This window comes from Rhodococcus sp. YL-1 (genome assembly GCF_001942025.1).
GTDB classification, from domain to species: Bacteria; Actinomycetota; Actinomycetes; order Mycobacteriales; family Mycobacteriaceae; genus Rhodococcus_F; species Rhodococcus_F qingshengii.
Genome location: NZ_CP017299.1, coordinates 5447308 through 5466764, shown reverse-complemented (window position 1 = coordinate 5466764; position 19457 = coordinate 5447308). Strand labels below are relative to the sequence as shown.

The following is a 19457-nucleotide window of genomic DNA, read 5'->3' as shown; positions in this document are numbered from 1 at the left end:
CGCAACCTACGGGCCTCTTCTTTGTAGCGGGGACAGGATTTGAACCTGCGACCTCTGGGTTATGAGCCCAGCGAGCTACCGAGCTGCTCCACCCCGCGTCGGTGTGAAACCAACAGTACACGACTTCTGGAGGCGCAATTACCACCCCCTGTCACCGGCTGGAGTGCGCGCTTTCCGAGTAGTAACCGCGGATGTGTCCGACTATGCGCTGACGTGCGAGTTCGCCGTCACCCGCGTTGACCGCATCCACCAATCCTCGGTGTTCGTCACGCAGTCGCATGCAGGTGCTCGGCCAGCTGTCGATCTGGACGCCCGCGAGAACGTAGGCCTCGATGGACTCGCGCAGGCCGGTCATCATGGCTGCGATCACCTGATTGCCCGCCGCGTCGGCGAGCGCCACGTGGAACTGTGCGTCGAGTAGCAAGAATTCCTCGGCCGAGAGAGCTGCGTCCTCCATCGAGTCGAGCAGTTCGACGGCCGCGCGGAGGTCGGGCGTCGGAGTCCGCGATGCCAGGGATTGCATCACCTCGGATTCGAGAACGAGTCGTGTCTTCACCACATCCGAGACCGGAAAGCCTTGTGCTGCAACGTGCATCCGCATCAGCATGGTCATACCGCCGGTCGGTTTGGCTACGATCATCGCGCCGGACGTCGGGCCGGAGCCAGTCTGCGCCTTGAGGAGGCCGAGTGCTTCCATGACCCGCAACGCTTCTCGGACCGATGACCGTCCGACGCCCAACTCTGCTGCCAGAATTCTCTCTCCCGGCAGGCGCTGGCCAGGAGACACCTCGCCTGAAACGAGCCGACGTTCGAGGTGGCTCAGTACTTGTTCCCACGCTCGCGGGCTCGGCTCGGTCGGCATGAGGCAAGAGCATAACCGGGTGGACGCCGTTTATGGGGTGGCCTGTACGGGGATGTATTACTGTGGTCAGACCACACCGACAGATTGCGGGGAACCACATGCGAGTAGCGCTGTTCGCCACCTGCATCGGGGACACGATGTTTCCCGACGCCGTCAAGGCCACCGCCCTCCTGCTCACCCGTCTCGGGCACGACGTCGTGTTTCCGTCCGGGCAGACCTGCTGCGGGCAGATGCACGTCAATACCGGCTATCAGCCGGGCGCACTACCGCTGGTCGCGAACTACGCCGATACCTTCGGTGATGCGTCGATCGACGCCGTTGTCGCACCATCGGGGTCGTGCGTCGGCTCGGTCCGTCATCAACACGAGATCGTCGCCGAGCGCTACGGCACCGCGTCGCTGTGTGTACAGGTGCAGACCGTGAAGGCAAAGACGTACGAGCTTTCCGAATTCCTCGTGGACGTTCTCGGGGTCACCGATGTGGGCGCGTACTTCCCGCACCGAGTCACCTATCACCCGACCTGTCACTCACTGCGCATGTTGAGGGTGGGGGACAAGCCACTTCAGTTGCTGCGCAACGTCCGCGACATCGATCTGGTCGAACTCCCCGAAGCAGATTCCTGCTGTGGATTCGGCGGCACCTTCGCCATCAAGAATGCGGAGACTTCGACGGCCATGCTGGCGGACAAGATTCGCCACGTTGCGGACACCGGCGCCGAATTCTGCAGCGCCGGAGACTCGTCCTGCCTCATGCACATCGGCGGCGGTATGTCGCGACTGCAGATGGGCGCCAAGACCATTCACCTCGCGGAGATTCTGGCGTCGGTGGAAAGCCGGGTGCACGCATGAGCGCTGTGACGCTGGGTCTGCCCAGCTTCCCGCCGAGGTCGCCCGAGGGTGCAGGGTTCCTGCGAGGTACTGAGAAATTCCCCGTCGCAGCACATCACGAGCTGGCCAACGCGCAACTGCGACGCAATATCGGCAAGGCGACGCACACCATCCGTGCCAAGCGCATCAACGTGACTGGAGAGCTGCCCGATTGGGAAGAGCTGCGTGACGCGGGTTCGGCGATCAAGGCCGACGTCATGGCGCGGTTGCCGGAACTGCTCGAACAGTTCGAGGCTGCAGTCATCGCGCGCGGTGGGCATGTGCATTGGGCGGCGGATGCCAACGAGGCCAACGCCATTGTGACCGAACTTGTCAAAGCCACCGGCTCCGACGAGGTCATCAAGGTCAAGTCGATGGCCACGCAGGAGATCGGTCTCAACGAGCATCTCGAAGCCCACGGAATCACCGCCTACGAGACCGATCTCGCGGAATTGATCGTCCAACTCGGCCACGACAAACCGTCGCACATCCTGGTTCCCGCGATCCATCGCAACAGGTCCGAGATTCGGGAGATATTCCTTCGTGAGATGCCAGATGTCGACCCCAACCTCGGGGAGAACCCGGCCGAACTTGCCGCTGCTGCACGAAAGTTTCTGCGCCACAAGTTCATGACGACGCCGGTCGCCGTCTCCGGCGCCAATTTCGGCATCGCGGACACGGGCACTCTGACCGTCGTGGAGTCGGAGGGCAACGGGCGAATGTGCCTGACGCTGCCGAAAACACTGATCACCGTGATGGGCATCGAGAAGATTCTGCCGACGTATCAGGATCTGGAGGTCTTCCTGCAACTGCTGCCGCGGTCCTCGACGGGGGAGCGGATGAACCCGTACACCTCCATGTGGACCGGCGTCACGCCCGACGACGGTCCACAGGAGTTCCACCTGGTCCTCCTCGACAACGGTCGGACTGCCGCGCTTGCCGACAAGATCGGGAGGGAAGCCCTGAGCTGCATACGGTGCTCGGCGTGTCTGAACGTGTGCCCGGTCTACGAGCGCACCGGCGGTCACGCCTACGGATCGACCTATCCGGGACCGATCGGCGCGGTGCTGACTCCGCAGCTCGCGGGCATGCATGGCAAAGACGATCCCAACTCGACGCTTCCCTTTGCCTCGAGTCTGTGCGGTGCGTGCTTCGACGCCTGCCCGGTCAAGATCGACATACCCTCGCTGCTCGTCGAATTGCGGCACCAGAAGGTCGAGCAATCCGGTGTCACGGCAGAGTCTTTGGCGATGAAAGCCGCCTCTCTGGCGATGTCGACCGAGGGCCGGTGGACGTTGGCTCAGAAAGCTGCCGGGCTCGGACGCGTCGTGGCCGGCAGGAAAGGGAAGATCTCTACGTTGCCACCTCCATTGAACGGTTGGACAGCTGCCAGAGACATTCCCGCACCGCCCAAGCAGACCTTCCGATCCTGGTGGGACTCCGACGAAGGCCGCGCGGCATTGGACGAGGCTCGTCGTGACGGGAAGGCGGACAGATGAATTCACGTGAAGTGGTGCTCGGACGCATTCGTGATGCCATCACCTTGGCGCCCGCCCGCGAAGGCGAGATACCGCGAAACTACCGGACTGGCAGAACCATGTCCGACGAGGAACTCATCGATTTGTTTGTCGACCGTCTGGTGGACTACAAGGCGCACGTTCACCATTGCGCTGCAACAGAAATCGCCGAGGCCGTCGCCGGAATACTGAAAGGGCGCGGACTACACACTCTGGGGATCCCCGCCGGCCTCGACCGATCATGGGTGGCCGGATTCGACGGAACGCTGGTGGTGGACAGCCCGGACGTACCGGCTCCTGAACTCGAGAACCTCGACGCCGTTGTCACCGGCTCGAAGGTAGCGTGCGCCGAAACCGGCACCATCTTCCTCGACGCCGGTCCATCACAGGGACGCCGTGCGTTGACACTGGTACCGGACACACACATCTGCGTCGTGTATCGCAGCAGTGTGGAAGTGGGAGTGCCGGAGGCGATTGCGAAGCTGACACCGGAGCGCCCCACCACCATGATCAGCGGCCCGTCGGCGACCTCCGACATCGAACTCGAGCGCGTCGAAGGTGTCCATGGTCCGAGGAATCTTCACGTCGTCATCGTCGACGGTTGATTCCCGTCGAGCGGGAACTCGGAGGCAGCGGGCCACATCAGCGTCTAACGTCCCGGCCATGACACAACTGTTGGCAGGCAAGGTCGTTTTCATCACCGGTGCAGCGCGGGGTCAGGGGCGCAATCACGCGATTCGACTCGCGCAGGAAGGTGCAGACGTCATCGCTGTCGACGTGTGCGCGTCGGTGTCCGAAGACGTGGGTTACGCGGCCGCGACTGAAGCCGACCTCGACGAAACGGCTCGTCTCGTGCGAGCGGAGGGGCGCGAGATCGTCACCGCTGTAGCGGACGTCCGTGACCTCGAGGCGCTGCGGGCGGCGGTGGCGTCGGGCGTCGACAAGTTCGGTCGCCTCGACGTCGTGATTGCCAATGCGGGCATCGCTACGTGGAACCGTTTCTGGGAGATGCCTGAAGAACAGTGGTCGACGCTGGTGGACATCAATCTCAATGGTGTCTGGCGCACGATGACAGCTGCGGTTCCTGCAATGATCGAAGCCGGCAACGGTGGTTCCATCGTGATTGTGAGCAGTGCTGCCGGCGTCGCCGAAGCGCCCGGCTGCGCGCACTACTCGGCGGCCAAGCACGGCCTCGTGGGTTTGGCTCGTACTGCTGCAACGGAATTGGGAAGCTTCGACATTCGAGTCAACAGCATCCACCCTGGCGCGGTGGAGACCGAGATGGGCAACGATCCCAACGTCGGTAAGGTACTCACTACTCATCCGGAGTACATGAACTCGTACAAGTGGCCGCTCACGTCCGTCCCGCGCACCACCGTCGAGGACATCTCCAACGCCGTCGTCTACCTCGCGACGGACCTCTCCCGCGCGGTCACCGGGACGAAGATCGTCATCGACATGGGTCAGACGATGGCGTAGTTGCGCTCAGAGGAGATTGAACTGCGCGACCTCGATGGTGTTCTCGACTGCCTCCGAGAGTGCGCGAATACGTTCGTCGGCGCCTGGCGCGGTCAAAATCGCCAGGCGATCGGCGTCACCCATCGGAATGCTCCTGGCGAGGGCATACAGCCGAGAACCCAGCGGATCCAAGGGATCCGGTGGGACGGGCATTCGCGGAGTCTGTTCGCCGGCCCGAAGTGCGAGCTTTCCCAACATTCCGTACATGAACTCGATGCGCTCGAGGAGCGAGTCGTATTCGTAAGCAGTGACTGGTGTTCCGTTGTTCTCGTCAGGCCACAATTCGACCTCGGCAAGTGGGTAGGGATCGTCCGGCAGCCATCGATTGACCCGGATGCGGTCTTCGGTCCGGCAATACAACTGATACCGCCCGGCACCCATGGCGACATGAGACTCGATCCGAGCCAGAGTGCCGACGTCGTGACGTGATTCGCCGCCACCGACCTCGTGGCCACGAGCGATGAGCACTACTCCGAACAGTGGGCCGTCGGCAGCTTCGAGAACGTTCTCGACCAGTGCGCGATACCGAGGTTCGAAGATGTTCAGGGGCAACACCTCACCCGGTAGCAAAGCGGAGCCGAGCGGAAACATGGGGAAGATGGGCATCAGGGGATTCTCAACCTCGGAATCGGAGGGGCGGGGAAATCGCCGGGGCGATCGATTTCGGCGAGCAGGTGCTCGGACCACGTCAGTAGACCGGGGATATCGAGGCCGTGCGGACTCTCGACCTCGTAGTGCCTGATGCGGTCGTGACCCTGGCCGAGGAGTGAGACGGCGCCGGTGTTGTTGCCCCGAAGCAGATGGGTGAGCCCGACGGCCAACTGAGCCAGTCCCTGCCACAGGTCACGTTCCTCGGGCGGCGCGCTTTTCCACGTTCCTTCGAGAATCTCGTGTGCGTGGAAAGGCATGCCGTGGTCGAGGAGGCGCTGCGCCTCGGTGATCGACTCGTCTGGTGGCAGGCGTACATCGTCCGGAATGCGCGGGACACCGCCCGCTGCGTCGCGTGGCAGTGGACGTCCGAGTCCGTCACGGGGCCGCGAATTGAGGGGTTTCCCAGCGGCGTCCCGGTCGCGTTCGGTCATACACTCAGCCTAACGGCAGCACCTCGGACGAACCCGCCAAAAGTTTTTTCGAGTCGCCTGTCGATTCCGGGGAGAACCGTTCGTCGTCATGTTGTAAGGCAAGAAAGCCGCAAGAAAAACAACAGACCAAGGAGTCAGTCATGAAGTACATGTTGCTCATCTACACCGCACCCGGCGGAGACACCGAACCCCAGTGCACGTTCGAGGACTGGCAGCAATACGACAAGGAAATGAAGGATGCCGGGATTTGGGTGTCCGGCGATGCCCTCGCCGACCTGACGACAACGACGACGGTTCGGGTCTCGCAGTCCGGAGAAAAGACCGTCACCGACGGTCCCTTCGCAGAAACCCGTGAAATCCTCGGCGGCTACGACGTCATTGACGTTCCCGATCTGGATGCGGCGCTTTCATGGGCCGCGCGGTGCCCCGGCGCGCGCGACGGCGGCAGCGTCGAGGTGCGTCCACTGGCCGGGTTCGGGGACTGATTCGCCGTGGACGAGCAGGCCGAGAACTCCATCGAGTCAGTGTTCCGGGAGGAACGCGGACGACTCTTGGCCTCGCTCGTCCGCCGCTTCGGTGATCTGGATCTGGCCGAGGAAGTCACCTCCGAAGCCGTCGAGGCCGCGTTGGTGCACTGGCCCGTGGACGGAGTGCCGGCTAAACCCGGCGCCTGGCTGCTGACCACGGCGCGTCGTAAAGCCGTCGACAGGCTTCGTCGTGATCAGGCCTATGCGGCGCGATTGGCGGTGATGCAGGTGGACGCCGATCGTGCCGACCCGGCGCCGCCCACGGTCGACGGAGAACTTCCCGACGAGCGGTTGCAGCTGTTCTTCACCTGCTCGCACCCAGCGCTGGCCGAGGACGACCGAATCGCACTCACCTTGCGTTGTCTCGGCGGGTTGACGACGCCCGAAGTCGCTCGTGCCTTCCTCGTTCCTTCGGCGACGATGGCGCAGCGGATCGTGCGCGCGAAGAAGAAAATCCGTCAGGCTCGGATTCCCTTCCGCACTCCCAGCGCCGAAGAACTCCCGGAACGTTTGCCCGGTGTTCTGCAGGTGATCTACTCGGTGTTCACCGAGGGGTACGCAGCGAGTTCGGGTCCGGATCTGCAACGCGTAGACCTGGCGGTGGAGGCGATCAGGCTGGCGAGGATCTTGCGCGCATTGCTTCCCGATGAGCGCGAGATCGCCGGATTGCTTGCATTGATGCTTCTCGTCCACGCGCGTCGGGATGCCCGTACTGACGCCGCCGGCGGGATCGTGCTCCTCGAAGACCAGGATCGCGGGTGTTGGGACCAGCCGATGATCGAGGAAGGCAGCGACCTCGTCGTAGTCGCGTTGACCGGGGGAGCGCCGGGGCCGTACGGGGTGCAGGCCGCCATCGCCGCATTGCACGACGAGGCCGCCGATGTGGAGAGCACCGACTGGCCACAGATCTGCGCTCTCTACGGAGTGCTCCTCACGCTGACTCCGTCGCCGGTCGTGGCCGTCAATCGGGCAGTAGCGTTGGCGATGCGCGACGGCGAGGAAGTCGGGCTGACTGCGCTGGAGGAACTGGCAGCGGAGCCCAAACTTGCCGACTACCATCCGTATCACCTTGCACGAGCCGAACTACTTGCTCGGTTGGGGCGCACCGACGCAGCGGCATCCGCGTACCGACAAGCTCTGAAACTCGTTGGTACGGAACCGGAGCGGGCCTACCTGGAGCGTCGGTTGGGTGAGATCTCCGACTGATCGGCGCCTCAGACCAATTCGAGTCTTCGGGCCATGTCGGACACGAAAACACCTGTCGGATCGATATTTCTGCGTATCAGGATCCACTCGTCGATTCGCGGATACATCGAGTGGAAGCTTGCTGCGGTAGTCCGAGAGTCCTTGGCGGTGTAGAGGCGACCGCCGAATTCGAGTACCCGTTTGTCGAGGGAGGCGACGAACTCACCCAGGCCGGACTTGATCGGGAAGTCGAAGGCGACGTTCCACCCGAACATCGGAAAGCTCAGTGGCGCTGCGTTTCCCTCGCCGAAAAGTTTGAAGACGTTGAGAGCTGAGTAGTGTCCCGAACGCTGGATATCGCGGATGATGCTCTTGAATTCGTCCACCGCGTCGACGGGCACCACGAACTGGTATTGCAGGAATCCCTTGGACCCGTAGGCACGGTTCCACTCACCGATGAGGTCGAGCGGATGGTAGAACTGCGTCAGGTTCTGCACCTTCCCGACGTAGTTGCCGCCGGTGCGGTAGTAGAACTCGCCGATCGCTGACGCCGAAAGCTTGTTCATCAAGCCGTTGGGGAAAACATCCGGTGTCGTGAACAGTTGTGGCGCATCGAATTTCAACGGATTCTTCTGCAATTTCAGCGGAAGCTGGTCGACGGTCGCCAACGAACCACGCGTGATCGAGGCCCGGCCGAGCTTCGGCGGCGCACTGACTGCATCGAACCAGGCGCTCGAATACGTGTAGTCGGCTTCGCTGCCGTCGCTGTGAAAAGCGACGGTTTCATCAAGACTCGCGGTCAGAGCGCCGTCGTTGGCGAAATACGCCGTTTCGGTCGGCGTCATCTCGAGGGTGACGCGCAGGATGATCCCGGTCAGTCCGATCCCGCCGACGGTAGCCCAGAAGAGCTCGGATGTCGGGCCATGCGGCTCCAAGGTTCGGATACTGCCGTCAGCAGTGAGCAGATTCATCGAGCGGACATGATTTCCGAAGCTGCCCTCGGTGTGGTGGTTCTTGCCGTGAATATCGCAGGCGATCGCTCCGCCGATGGTTACCTGGCGCGTTCCGGGGAGAACCGGGACCCAGAGGCCGAACGGTAGTGCCGCGCGCATCAGCTGATCGAGAGAGACTCCCGCGTCCATCTCCACGAGACGGGACTCGGCATCGATCTTGTGAATTCGACGGAAGGCGGTCATGTCGATGACCAAGCCGCCGGTGTTCTGCGCGTTGTCTCCGTAAGACCGGCCCAGACCACGAGCGATGACTCCACGTCGGAGGTGCAACGGCTTGTCCGCGTTGTCGTCTGCGACGCGGGCGACGGCTTTCGCGATCGCCTCTACATCAGGAGTCGAAACGACATGCGAGGTAGTTCGGGCTGTGCGACCCCAACCGCCGAGGACGGTGGACGCAGCGGTTGGCAGAGCGGTGGCGTAGTCGGACACGAAATCCGAGGGTACCTGTTTGCGGACCACCCGGTCTGAAACCTTTGGTTGCGCCGGTGCTCCTATCGAGGGACGTCGAGATCGAAGTACAGGGTCTCGGACCAGTAGCCGAGGCCGAGCTCGCGTAGCGGTTCCTCGACGCTCTCCTGAGTCGGCGTGAACAGTCGCTCCCAGAAGCGCGGCTTGGCGGGTGCGAGTGTGGCCAGCGCCGCTTCCATCTCGGCGTCGATGTCCGCCAAACCGGTCATCAGGGCCGTGCCCTGTTCGGCGAACGGTTCGTCGTCCATGTCGAAGATCTCGCCGCACTCGAGGACGAAGTAGTGGTCGGGTTCGGTGTGGCTGTGCAGGAAACGCAGCGCATCGCCGGCCATCGTGCCGAGTGTGGGGTGATCGATGCGGCCGAGGAAGTCTTCGAGCCGGGCGATACCAGGACCACAGGGCGCGGTGACCGCGATCAGGTCGGGGGTGTCGTCCCAGATGATCGACTGGCGGGGGAGCGGATTCACGGACACAAGGATCCGGGGGACCAGCGGTATCGCATACGACCACTCCGAGATTCCTTTGAGTCCACGGGTGCGAGCGGCCGCCGGATTCTCATGCGGGGCAACAGGGGTCGAGTAGAGATAGGTGCGGTTGGCCACTGGCCGAGTCCTTTCTGCGGTCGGCGTCACCTGATTCGGGCGGCGCCCACCATCCTCAATGCCAGGTCTCCGTACAGTTTTCCGATGTCTTCCGGATTCGTGTAGTTGCCGGCCGGGAACCAGCGGCACACGTCGACGCACAGGGACATCAAGGCGAGGGTGACGCCTTCGGCATCGGGGATCGTGAAATCGCCCGACTGCACGCCGGCATCGACAACCTCCCGGACCACCCGCGTCGTGCTGCGGCGAAGCGCGACGACGGTTCGGTAGTGCTCTGGTGTGAGGGCAGTGAGTTCGTACTGGACGACGCGAGCGAGTGAGTGGTGCCCGGCCTGCCAACTGGCGAAGGTGCTGATCAGTTCCTGCAAACGAACGGACGGTTCTTCACCAGGTCGGTCGGCGCCCTCGACCACCTTCAACGCTTCGGTGTGGCCTTCGAAGCTGATCGCGAAAAGCAGTTCTTCTTTCGAGCGGTAGTGCGGGTACATGGCGGCGGGACTCATGTCGAGTCGCGCGGCGATGTCACGGGTGGTGGTGCCGCCGTAGCCCGCGGAGGCAAAAGCGTCCACGGCTGCCGCGCGGATACGGGCCGCAGCTTTGGAGGGGCTGATCACCACGTCAGGTGAATCGCTCACGGTTTCCTCCAGGTGTGACGGATTTCGATGTTGACAATATCCCGCTCTCGATTCACTATAAGCAGGTGCTTAGATTCTAAGCGAATGCTTAGGAACATCGTTACGTGTGGCTTTGCCACGCCGAAAGGAAGCAACTCGTCATGCGTCGCACTCTGTACGGACCCGATCACGAGGCATTTCGCGAATCTGCTCGCGAATTCGTCAACCGGAACATCCTTCCGGTCGCAGAGAAGCTGATCGACCAGCGCTTCATCGATCGTGAAATCTGGCTCGAAGCGGGACGCAACGGCTTCCTCGGACTCGAGGTTCCGGAGGCGTACGGCGGAAGCGAAGCCGGCGACTACCGCTTCAACGCGGTTCTGGCCGAAGAGCTCTCGCGCGCCAGTGCAGCTGTTGCCTCGAGCTTCGGCATTCACGCCGACGTCGTTGCTCCCTACCTCGTTCAGCTCACCACCGAAGAGCAGAAGCAGCGTTGGCTGCCCAAGTTCTGCACCGGTGAGATGCTGACGGCCATCGGCATGACCGAGCCTTCCGGTGGATCCGACCTCGCCTCGCTCAAGACCACTGCGGTCAAGGACGGCGACGACTGGATCATCAACGGCTCCAAGACCTTCATCACCAACGGCTACAACGCCGACCTCGTGATCGTGGCGGCTCGGACCAGTCCCGAGAAGAAGTCCAAGGGCATCACCCTCTTTGCCGTCGAGACCGGCATGGAAGGCTTCGAGCGCGGACGCAAGCTCGACAAGGTCGGCCAGCACGAGTCCGATACCGCCGAACTGTTCTTCGAGAACGTTCGCGTGCCGTCCACCAACATCATCGGTGAGATCGACCGCGGCTTCATCCACATGATGGAAATGCTGCCGCAGGAGCGCGTCGGCGCTGCGGTGTCCAACATCGCGCACGCCGCTCCGATCCTCGAAGAGACGCTGCAATATGCCAAGGACCGCAAGGCTTTCGGTCAGTCGATCGGCTCGTTGCAGTGGAACAAATTCCTTCTCGCGGATCTCGTCACCCGCATCGAGGTCACCCAGGCCTACGTCGACAACTGCGTCGCGGCACACGCTGCCGGCGAGCTGACCGCCATCGACGCCGCCAAGGCTAAGTGGTGGACCGCGCAGGTGCAGAACGAGGTCCTCGATCACTGCGTTCAGTTGCACGGTGGCTACGGCTTCATGACCGAGTACCGCGCCGCTCGCGCGTGGATGGACGCCCGCGTCACCAAGATCTGGGCCGGATCCAACGAGATCATGAAGGAACTCATCGGCCGCGATCTCGGCCTGTAATTTCGCAACTGCAGTCGATACGTCACTGCAACCGCCACTTCCCGAACCCGACGACACAGGAGCATCACCGCGCATGTCTGTTCTCGACAAGTTCTCTCTGACCGATCGAGTGGTCATCGTGACCGGTGCGTCGTCGGGCCTCGGGGTGGCGTTTGCGAAAGCCGCAGCAGAGGCCGGCGCGGACGTCGTCCTCGCTGCTCGCCGCGTCGACAAGCTCGAAGACACGGCCAAGCTCGTGCGTGACGCAGGCCGCGAAGCATTGTGCGTGGCCACCGACATCGTCGATCCGGCTCAGGCTCAGAACATGGTCGACGCCGCGATGGAGAAGTTCGGCCGCGTGGACGTGCTGGTCAACAATGCCGGCGTCGGAACTGCCGTTCCGGCGACCCGCGAGACCCCGGACCAGTTCCGCGCCGTCATCGACATCAACCTCAATGGGTCCTACTGGGCAGCGCAGGCCTGCGGCCGCGTCATGCTCCCGGGCAGCTCCATCGTCAACATCTCGAGCATTCTCGGATTGACGACCGCCGGACTCCCGCAGGCCGCCTATGCGGCGAGCAAGGCAGGCGTCGTCGGATTGACCCGCGACCTCGCACAGCAGTGGGGAACGCGCAAGGGCATTCGCGTCAACGCGATCGCGCCCGGCTTCTTCAAGTCGGAAATGACGGACCAATACAACGACGGTTACTTGGACGCGATGGCTCCGCGCCTGATCCTCGGCCGCATGGGCGATCCGGAAGAGCTCGCGGCCACCATGGTGTGGCTCGCGTCCGAGGCCGGCGGATACGTCACCGGTCAGACCATCGCCGTCGACGGAGGAATCACCATCACCTGACGCCGATGCCGAGATGTCGCCGGCTTTGCCGTATAAGTAGCTGGTGACCTCTCGCGCCGAACCTCAGGAGAACTGGGAAGACCGTCCGCCACCATCCATGGCTGCGACGGAGCTTCTGCGTGACCTGCCGGTGACTGCCCGCGGCGTCCGGACCAGGGCTTCTCTGGTCGCAGCGGCTCGAACGGTGTTCGAGCGCGCAGGGTATCTCGACGCCCGTCTCACGGACATCACGAAGGAAGCGAACTGCTCCACCGGCACGTTCTACACCTACTTCGACAACAAAGAGCAGATCTTCGCCGCAGTTCTCGACGTCGCGCAGGAAGACATGCTGCACCCAGGCATGGGACGGGTCCGCGACGTCGACAATCCGTATGCGGTCCTCGAATCGAGCAACCGTGCCTACCTGACGGCTTTTCGCCGCAACGCCAAACTGATGGGTCTGCTCGAGCAGGTATCGCACATCGATCCGGCCTTCGCGAAACTGCGTCGGGACCGAGCCGAGACCTTCATTTCTCGTAATGCCCGAGCCATCGAACGCTTGCAAGCAGCTGGCAAGGCAGACGCCTCGTTGGACCCGCTGTTGGCTTCCCGAGCACTGTCGGCGATGGTGAGCCGTCTTGCCTACAGTTCATTCGTCTCCGAGGAACCTGGCGCCGACGGCAACCCCGTCCCGTTCGAGGACGTCGTCAAGACGGCTACTCAGGTGTGGGCCAACGCGCTGGGACTCGAAGGCGACCGCGGGTAGTTTCAACCTTCGCCGCGGGCCGCGAACTGCTCCTCGAGGCTGTGGCGCAGTGTTTCCTCGCTGTTCTTGACAGCGTTTTCGACGAACGGCCCGATCAATCGGCCGAGTGCCTTGCCGGCAATGCCGCCGGGCAGTTTGTAGGCGAAGTCGACGGAAAGCTCGGTCTTGGAATCGTCGATCGCGGCGAACTCCCACGTGGACGAGTTGGATACACCGCCGAGCGAGGACAGCTTGATGATCCGATTCTTCTCCCACTCGGTGACCTCGAGTTTGGAGCGCAACGTGCTCGGCCCGATCTGCATGGCCGCGTCGAACGTGGCGCCGAGTCCCTGATCGAACTCTCCGAACGGGGTGAACTCGGAAACACCGAACATCCACGTCGGGACATTGCGGTAGTTGTCGATGTAGTCGAAGGCGACATCAACCGGCACGGCAGCAACCGCGGTGTGGCGAACATGGATCATGACTGGTCCCTGTCTTTCGGTGAACACCGACTCTAACCAATGGCTCCGACGTGTTCGGCGGCGGCGCAAGAGCGATCTACGGTATCGGTATGACGAACGAGCTTCCGGTACGCGGGTCCTGGCGCGATTACGAAGACCTGGGACTACCGAAACCGCTCGCTGCGGCGTTGGAGGCGTTCGTCGAGCAGGGCTATCACGGGACTTCGATCCGTGACGTCGCGTCGCGGTCCGGGCTGTCGGTGCCGGGGCTCTACCACCACTACCCGTCCAAGCAGGCTCTGCTGATCGGTCTGGCGACCGTTGTGATGACGGAGTTGTTGGAGCGAAGCCGCGCCGCCGAACTCGATGCCGGGGACGATCCCTCCGATCGCTTCGACGCGGTGATCGAATCTCTGTTGCGGTTCCACATGTTTCGACGCGAGCAGTCGTTCGTCGCCTCCTCCGAGATCCGCAGCATGGAGCCCGACAGCCGGGCTGGTTACATCGCCCAGCGCGACGAACAGCAGAAGCAGGTGGACCGGATCGTCCTCGACGGCGTCGCTTCGGGAGTGTTCGAGGCCGACCATCCCGAGGACGCCAGCAGAGCCGTGGTGACGATGTGCGTCGCCGTCGCGGTCTGGTACCGACCGGACGGTGAGTTGTCTCCGGACGAGTTGGTGGAGAGGTATTTGGAGATAGCGAGGCGCATGGTGGGGGCGAAGCGGGTGGGGGAGTGACTGTGGGGGCAACTGCGCGAATCAGTCTGAATTTTTGAGCAATTCGAGCGCTGCGTTCCGGCCGGCACCGAAGGGGTTGGTGCCGATACCGATCCCGTCTGCGACGAGGGCACCTTCGTGAAGCAGCATGATTGCCTCGACGAGACGTTCGTCGGCTAGTCCGTCCGTCGCCAGAATGCGCCGGAAAAGGTCTGACATCTCCCGCTTTTGTTCGGCGATGACAGCGAACACCGGATGTGAGTGATCGCTGAACTCGGCGTGCGCGTTGATCATGCTGCACCCTTTGCCTCCGCTCGCCTTGGACCAGGAGGCGGAAGCGTCGAATACCGCACTCAACTGTTCGGCGCGGCTAGCTCCGGCTGATGCGAGCTTCTCGTCGCGAAAGATTCGCCACCGCCGATCTCGAGCCCTCAGGTATTCAACGACGAGACCGTCTTTCGAGCCGAACCGTTCGTACAAAGTCTTCTTCGTGACCCCGGCGTCCAGTGCGACGGTATCCACGCCTACGGCATGAATCCCCTTTTCGTAGAACAGCTTCGACGCAGACTCCAGAATGCGACGCGCTTTCGGAGTCAATTCGGGTGTGGATTCCTCTGCCATGGACAAAAGTATACCGATCTGTATAGTCGGGCTCATGAGTAAACAGATCGGTATACCTCGGATCGTGACCTCGAGATCTGCCGTGACGGCTACCTTGTCGGTCCTGTTCGTCGCGTGCTGGAGTTCGGGATTCATCGGAGCCAAACTAGGCGCCGGCAGTGCCGGGGTCCCCACGCTGCTGATGTGGCGTTTTCTCCCGCTCGCGGTGGTACTGCTCCCGATTGTCTGGTTCTCCGCCCGGCGCCAGAACACGATGCCGACACCACGGGCTCTCGGCAGGCAGGTGGTGATCGGGATGCTCTCCCAGAGTGGCTACCTGTTGTCGGTGTACTGGGCAGTCGATCTCGGCGTGAACACCGGAACAACTGCGCTGATCGACGGTATTCAGCCGCTGGTGGCTGCCGCGCTGCTCGGTCCGGTCCTCGGTGTCGCAGTCCCGCGTATGCAGTGGATCGGGTTGGCGATCGGACTGGGCGGCGTCGCGATGGTCACGGCAGCCGATGCCGGGGCCGGTACATCGGCGCCGTGGTGGGCGTACGCGATTCCGTTCCTGGGGATGCTCAGCCTGGTTGCATCCACCTTCGTCCAACAACGCGCTCACACGTCCACGCCACCTCTGCAGGCTCTGGCCATCCACTGCTCCACCAGCGCAATAGTTTTCACGACACTGGCGGTGGCCTCAGGTGTCGCCGTACCACCAAGCGTCAACACATTCTGGATCGCATTGCTCTGGTTAGTCGTGCTGTCCACGTTCGGTGGTTACGGGCTGTACTGGCTGTTGCTCCGCCGCATCGGCATCACGTCCGTCAACACCCTGATGTTCCTGATCGCCCCCGTCACCGCGGTCTGGGGCGCACTGATGTTCGGAGAATCCTTCACTCCGTTCACCGCGCTCGGCTTGGCGGTGGGCATCGTCGCCGTCGTCGTGGTCACCCGGGTGGGCAATCGCCCGAAGAAGCAGGACGAGGGCACGGATTCCTGCCCGCCGAGAGCTTCGATCACGTCGCGCTGATGAAGGCCGATCGGGATGTGAACCGCTCGCGGAGCGCGGTGAGTTGCTCTGCGGTGAGCTTCAGTCCGTTGATTGCGTAGTCCTCGACGGTGCCGAAGTGCGTGCGCATTTCGTCGAGAGCTGCGTCGAAATAGCTGTCACGGACTCCGAGGAGGGGTCGTAGCACTTCTGCGTCAACCCCTTTGCTCGCGGCGAAGTCGAGGATCGGTTCTGTCATGGGAGCCAGATCGGTGTTCGTCTCCAGGTAGTCGGCGCGTACATCGGCTTCGTCGGCCCCGAGGAGGAGTAGGAAAGAGGTCGCGGCCCACCCGGTTCGATCCTTGCCGGTGGTGCAGTGGAAAAGTGCTGCCCCGGTGCGTTTTTCGTCGATGAGGTCGAGGTAGAACGTGCGATAGGCGTCGAGAGCGGACGGCAGGCTGACGAAGTTGCGGTTGGCTTCCTCCATCTGTGCGATCCCACGTCCATCGCTGATGGTCTCGGCGTATGCGACCGGGTCCGTCATGAGTAGTCCAGTGGCCGCGGCGTTTTGGGCATTGTCGGCAAGTACGTCGAGCCAGACTGTGCGCGTCGAGTCAGGGAGATTGTCGAGTGCGCCATCGCGCTCGGCGGCGGTCCTCAGGTCGTATACCGTCCGCACGTCCAAGTCGGCGACCGCGGCAAGGTCGTCGCCGTCGAGTTTCGCCAGAGTCGCCGAACGATAGAGCGCGCCCGCGCGGACGGTGCCGTCCGCAACAGGAATGCCACCGAGTTCCCGGAAGTTCGGAGCGGTCTTCAGGAGAACGCGGCGATCGAGCGGGTGAGTTGGCATGGCTGACTCCTTGTGGGTTCCGTTTCCGAACTGATCATTCATGCCTTCTGCACACTGCGCACGAGCTTTTCGGCATTGCGTCTCTTTATCCACTTGTCGATGACGAGAGCCATGAAGATCCACCCTCCCAATGCCGTGATCACCCACACGATGATCGGGGCGAGGATCCAGGACCCGACGCCGCTGATCTCGATACCGTCGGGGACCAGGGTCGCAACCCAGAGCGCGAGCAGTGTGGCGACCAAGCCGACACCACCCGCGAGCGGAGCTGCGTAGTGCAGTGCCACGCTGAGCACGAATGGGCCGAGAATCATGTGTGCGAGGGTGAATACACCGATAGCGGCCAAGAAGCCGTTCACGCTCAGGCTGACCCCGGGAAGAGCAAAATGCACGACGATCAGCGCTATCGCGCCGAGAACACATTGCGAAATGAGCTGAAATAACAGACGCATGGCTTGTACCTCCGTGATCAGGTCGAGTCACCCGAGAGTGGTGTGTGCGTGGGGAACGCTTTGCTGCAGGGCTTCGGGACGAGGCGCCGTCCAGGTGCCGTCGAGCACGGAGGGACGGGGGCGGTACAGGCGCAGTACGTAGTTCCACCCGGGCATGATGGACAGTGCGTTCGCGACGCCGTCGAGATGGACCCCGAAGCGGATGGTGGTGCTGCCGTCGGAGTCTGGGGTGGCCGTGAGGCTGTTGATGCTGTTGACGCCCAGGGCGTTCTCTTCGAAGTATCCGGCCGCGTTGTACAGCGAGACCGACCAGAACGCATCCACGGGAACATCGTTCAGGCGGAGACGGTATTCCCCGACCGGGAGACGTTCGTCGAAGTTGACGTAGGTGGCCTCGTACTCGGGAAGGCCACCCCAGCCGGATGCGGTACCGAGCAGGTGCCTGATCGGATCGACTTCCGCAGCGGTACCGAATGAATGGTCGTACGTGGTGATGCCACGCGCGAGTGCGAGGAGTGCGTCGCGGGTCTCGGTCTGCGATTGCTCGTCGTAGTCGGGCAACGGGAACTCTCCCGTTCCGCCGCCGTCGACGTTGAGGGCGTCTTGCAACCGGTTCACCTCGGCGACGTCTTCGGGGCTGTTCGGATCGACGAGGATGCGCACGATCAGTGCGGCGTAGTCGGTCCCGACCAATTCACGCGTGAGCAGGTGCTCTCCCGGGTCGCGCAGGATGACGGGACCGTAATGATCTTGACTGACCACCCACACGGAGATGTAGCGCTTGCCGGTATCGGGCACCGTGATCGTGACGTTCTCGCGCACGTCGATGATCGCGCTGCTGTACAGAGTGTCGCGGTTCTGGCGGATGATCGGCTGGTTGTCGAGTGACCCGAGATCACGAGTGTGGTTCCACGTGCCCAGGCCGACGCCCGCGGCCAGGCGAGCGAACATGAGATCGGATTCTGCCCGATTGAAGTTCAGGACGTTGACGGCGATCGTGGACATAGCGGGTTCCATTCGGTGTCGGGTATGGAAGCGAGAGCGGGAATCCCTCGCCTCTGTCGGGGTGAATCAGCCGAGCAGTCGCGCTTTCGCGGCTTGGAACTCGGCGTCGCTCAGCAGGCCTTGTGATTTGAGGTCGCCGAGTTTCTGCAACTCGGCGACGAGATCGACCGGGGCCGCGGGTGCGGGTGTGGGCATCGGGAGTGCGGCATGCTGCTGGGCGAATTCGTACTGCGCCTGCTCGTAGTCGGCCTGAGCTCTCCTTTGCCGGCGGGTGGCCATACCGTCGCTGACGGCGGTCGCGGTACCGGTGACGACCGCGGTGCGGGCGGCGAGGCCCAGCAGTCCGGGGCGGCCTCGTCTCGGGATGTACGGCATGTCAGACCTCCAATTTAGGGATGATCGTGTCCATGAGGGCATTGACGACGGGTGCGGGTATCCGCTCGTAACCCAGTAGCACCGCGCCTGACGCAGCGGTGCGGGCGGCGAGTTCGCGCTGATAGACCAGCTCGAGCGCGACCAGCAGCGCTGCAGCGCCGGTGGGAATGGCTGCCGCGAGTTCGGTGATGTCCTCATGCCCGAGCAGACCGGACGCGCCGAGCATCTCGACGTTGATCTCGAAGCCGTTCGGCAACTCCTCGACTTCGATGAGGGTGAGTTCATCGTCCTCGGACTTGGAGATGACGATCAGATCGAGCAGCCGCACCAGGCCGGTATCCGTAAGGTCGGTCAGTGCGGAGAGCGCGGCCGGGTCGAGGCTCTGCCCAGGCAGGCCGAGAAGGTAGAAGTCGACGGGGCCGAAACGCGCGGCACTCACGAGAGGACCTTCAGCTTGAGTGCGGCGAACTCGTCCTCGCTGATCGCTCCGGCTTCGAGCAGTGCTGCGGCTGCGGCGATCTCCTCGCTGGGGCTCTTCCCCGCGACCTCGCGGATATACGATTCGGCGGCCTTCTCGGCGTCGCGTGCGGCCTTGTTGCTGCGTTCCGTCATCCCTTCGCCGCGGGCGACGAGATAGACGAGGGCGGTCAGGATCGGTAGGAAGAGCAGGAAGAACACCCAGACGGCCTTCAACCAGCCGTTCAGCTTGTGGTCGCGGAACAGGTCGGCGATGATCGCGAACAGCGCGAAGAGATATCCGATGAAGACGGTCGCCCACAGCATCCAGCCGAGGCTTTCCCAGAAGCTCATGTGTCTTATCCGTTTCGTGTAAGGCCTGCGCACACGGTATTCCGCTGACTCACGCATTTCGGTTGATTCCGGCA

At 62.9% G+C, this 19457-nt stretch carries 25 protein-coding genes and 1 tRNA gene; 11 read left to right on the top strand and 15 right to left on the bottom strand.

The window, feature by feature from the left end:
- Window positions 1-24 precede the first annotated feature (24 nt).
- Window positions 25-98: transfer RNA gene (locus BH682_RS25405), tRNA-Met, on the bottom strand.
- A 53-nt stretch (window positions 99-151) separates the two neighbouring features.
- Window positions 152-862 (bottom strand): FadR/GntR family transcriptional regulator, encoded by a 711-nt coding sequence (locus BH682_RS25400; RefSeq protein WP_075834473.1) that lies wholly within the window; start codon window positions 860-862, stop codon window positions 152-154.
- A gap of 98 nt (window positions 863-960) precedes the next feature.
- On the opposite strand from BH682_RS25400, the gene BH682_RS25395 reads away from it, so the two are divergent.
- From BH682_RS25395 to BH682_RS25380, 4 genes are read left to right on the top strand one after another with little or no spacing between them, the layout of a single operon-like run.
- Window positions 961-1710, top strand: coding sequence for a (Fe-S)-binding protein (locus tag BH682_RS25395; protein WP_075834471.1), 750 nt, complete (start codon window positions 961-963; stop codon window positions 1708-1710).
- A complete protein-coding gene (locus BH682_RS25390) occupies window positions 1707-3227 on the top strand; it encodes a LutB/LldF family L-lactate oxidation iron-sulfur protein (RefSeq protein ID WP_047272064.1) in 1521 nt (506 codons plus the stop codon). The genes BH682_RS25395 and BH682_RS25390 overlap by 4 nt, the downstream gene beginning before the upstream one ends.
- A complete protein-coding gene (locus BH682_RS25385; RefSeq protein WP_075834469.1) occupies window positions 3224-3850 on the top strand; it encodes a LutC/YkgG family protein in 627 nt (208 codons plus the stop codon). Before BH682_RS25390 ends, BH682_RS25385 begins: the two co-directional genes overlap by 4 nt.
- 58 nt (window positions 3851-3908) lie before the next feature.
- On the top strand, window positions 3909-4724 hold the full coding sequence (locus tag BH682_RS25380) for a mycofactocin-coupled SDR family oxidoreductase (RefSeq protein ID WP_054188418.1): 816 nt from the start codon (window positions 3909-3911) through the stop codon (window positions 4722-4724).
- 6 nt (window positions 4725-4730) lie between these two features.
- Here the strand turns inward: BH682_RS25380 and BH682_RS25375 are convergent, their stop codons facing one another.
- Together BH682_RS25375 and BH682_RS25370 are read right to left on the bottom strand one after the other, a co-directional pair.
- Window positions 4731-5369, bottom strand: coding sequence for an LON peptidase substrate-binding domain-containing protein (locus tag BH682_RS25375; protein ID WP_064073901.1), 639 nt, complete (start codon window positions 5367-5369; stop codon window positions 4731-4733).
- Entirely contained in the window at window positions 5369-5845 is a 477-nt protein-coding gene (locus BH682_RS25370) for a DUF309 domain-containing protein (protein ID WP_003940372.1), read from the bottom strand. The genes BH682_RS25375 and BH682_RS25370 overlap by 1 nt, the downstream gene beginning before the upstream one ends.
- Window positions 5846-5985: 140 nt before the next feature.
- Here BH682_RS25370 and BH682_RS25365 point away from each other — a divergent pair, with 140 nt between their 5' ends.
- Both BH682_RS25365 and BH682_RS25360 read left to right on the top strand, forming a co-directional pair.
- Entirely contained in the window at window positions 5986-6330 is a 345-nt protein-coding gene (locus BH682_RS25365) for a YciI family protein (RefSeq protein WP_003939718.1), read from the top strand.
- Window positions 6331-6336: 6 nt separating this feature from the next.
- A complete protein-coding gene (locus BH682_RS25360; protein ID WP_003940594.1) occupies window positions 6337-7578 on the top strand; it encodes an RNA polymerase sigma factor in 1242 nt (413 codons plus the stop codon).
- An 8-nt stretch (window positions 7579-7586) separates the two neighbouring features.
- Here the strand turns inward: BH682_RS25360 and BH682_RS25355 are convergent, their stop codons facing one another.
- The 3 genes from BH682_RS25355 to BH682_RS25345 form a co-directional block, all read right to left on the bottom strand.
- Window positions 7587-8999 (bottom strand): FAD-binding oxidoreductase, encoded by a 1413-nt coding sequence (locus BH682_RS25355; protein ID WP_075835482.1) that lies wholly within the window; start codon window positions 8997-8999, stop codon window positions 7587-7589.
- A 62-nt stretch (window positions 9000-9061) separates the two neighbouring features.
- On the bottom strand, window positions 9062-9640 hold the full coding sequence (locus BH682_RS25350; protein WP_075834467.1) for a DUF7822 domain-containing protein: 579 nt from the start codon (window positions 9638-9640) through the stop codon (window positions 9062-9064).
- A 26-nt stretch (window positions 9641-9666) separates the two neighbouring features.
- Window positions 9667-10275, bottom strand: a complete 609-nt coding sequence (locus tag BH682_RS25345) for a TetR/AcrR family transcriptional regulator (protein WP_030536572.1) — start codon at window positions 10273-10275, stop codon at window positions 9667-9669.
- 140 nt (window positions 10276-10415) lie between these two features.
- Between BH682_RS25345 and BH682_RS25340 the strand changes: the two genes are divergently transcribed.
- The 3 genes from BH682_RS25340 to BH682_RS25330 all read left to right on the top strand — a co-directional run bounded on the left by BH682_RS25340 (window position 10416) and on the right by BH682_RS25330 (window position 13141).
- Window positions 10416-11561, top strand: coding sequence for an acyl-CoA dehydrogenase family protein (locus BH682_RS25340; protein WP_075834465.1), 1146 nt, complete (start codon window positions 10416-10418; stop codon window positions 11559-11561).
- A gap of 73 nt (window positions 11562-11634) precedes the next feature.
- Window positions 11635-12396, top strand: a complete 762-nt coding sequence (locus BH682_RS25335) for an SDR family NAD(P)-dependent oxidoreductase (protein WP_003939707.1) — start codon at window positions 11635-11637, stop codon at window positions 12394-12396.
- Between the two features lie 97 nt (window positions 12397-12493).
- The gene (locus tag BH682_RS25330; protein ID WP_007730038.1) at window positions 12494-13141 is read left to right on the top strand and encodes a TetR/AcrR family transcriptional regulator; all 648 of its coding nucleotides are present in this window, start codon (window positions 12494-12496) and stop codon (window positions 13139-13141) included.
- Between the two features lie 2 nt (window positions 13142-13143).
- Here the strand turns inward: BH682_RS25330 and BH682_RS25325 are convergent, their stop codons facing one another.
- Window positions 13144-13605, bottom strand: a complete 462-nt coding sequence (locus BH682_RS25325) for an SRPBCC family protein (RefSeq protein WP_003940411.1) — start codon at window positions 13603-13605, stop codon at window positions 13144-13146.
- 89 nt (window positions 13606-13694) lie between these two features.
- Here BH682_RS25325 and BH682_RS25320 point away from each other — a divergent pair, with 89 nt between their 5' ends.
- Window positions 13695-14321 carry a TetR/AcrR family transcriptional regulator gene (locus BH682_RS25320; RefSeq protein WP_030536574.1) on the top strand — a complete coding sequence of 209 codons (627 nt, stop codon included), beginning with the start codon at window positions 13695-13697 and terminating at the stop codon, window positions 14319-14321.
- 21 nt (window positions 14322-14342) lie between these two features.
- Here BH682_RS25320 and BH682_RS25315 read toward each other — a convergent pair whose 3' ends face one another.
- Entirely contained in the window at window positions 14343-14921 is a 579-nt protein-coding gene (locus BH682_RS25315) for a TetR/AcrR family transcriptional regulator (RefSeq protein ID WP_075834463.1), read from the bottom strand.
- A gap of 34 nt (window positions 14922-14955) precedes the next feature.
- Here BH682_RS25315 and BH682_RS25310 point away from each other — a divergent pair, with 34 nt between their 5' ends.
- Entirely contained in the window at window positions 14956-15933 is a 978-nt protein-coding gene (locus BH682_RS25310; RefSeq protein ID WP_223304612.1) for a DMT family transporter, read from the top strand.
- On the opposite strand, the gene BH682_RS25305 is transcribed toward BH682_RS25310, so the two are convergent.
- The 6 genes from BH682_RS25305 to BH682_RS25280 form a co-directional block, all read right to left on the bottom strand.
- Entirely contained in the window at window positions 15920-16741 is an 822-nt protein-coding gene (locus tag BH682_RS25305; protein ID WP_075835480.1) for a tyrosine-protein phosphatase, read from the bottom strand. The two genes, BH682_RS25310 and BH682_RS25305, sit on opposite strands and share 14 nt — an antisense overlap.
- Window positions 16742-16779: 38 nt before the next feature.
- The gene (locus BH682_RS25300; protein ID WP_020970904.1) at window positions 16780-17193 is read right to left on the bottom strand and encodes a phage holin family protein; all 414 of its coding nucleotides are present in this window, start codon (window positions 17191-17193) and stop codon (window positions 16780-16782) included.
- A 27-nt stretch (window positions 17194-17220) separates the two neighbouring features.
- Window positions 17221-18198, bottom strand: coding sequence for a DUF1214 domain-containing protein (locus BH682_RS25295; protein ID WP_075834461.1), 978 nt, complete (start codon window positions 18196-18198; stop codon window positions 17221-17223).
- Between the two features lie 66 nt (window positions 18199-18264).
- A complete protein-coding gene (locus tag BH682_RS25290; RefSeq protein WP_007729626.1) occupies window positions 18265-18573 on the bottom strand; it encodes an SHOCT domain-containing protein in 309 nt (102 codons plus the stop codon).
- 1 nt (window position 18574) lies between these two features.
- Window positions 18575-19012 carry a DUF6325 family protein gene (locus tag BH682_RS25285; RefSeq protein ID WP_007729624.1) on the bottom strand — a complete coding sequence of 146 codons (438 nt, stop codon included), beginning with the start codon at window positions 19010-19012 and terminating at the stop codon, window positions 18575-18577.
- Window positions 19009-19383, bottom strand: a complete 375-nt coding sequence (locus BH682_RS25280; protein WP_007729621.1) for a PLDc N-terminal domain-containing protein — start codon at window positions 19381-19383, stop codon at window positions 19009-19011. Before BH682_RS25280 ends, BH682_RS25285 begins: the two co-directional genes overlap by 4 nt.
- Window positions 19384-19457: the final 74 nt, after the last annotated feature.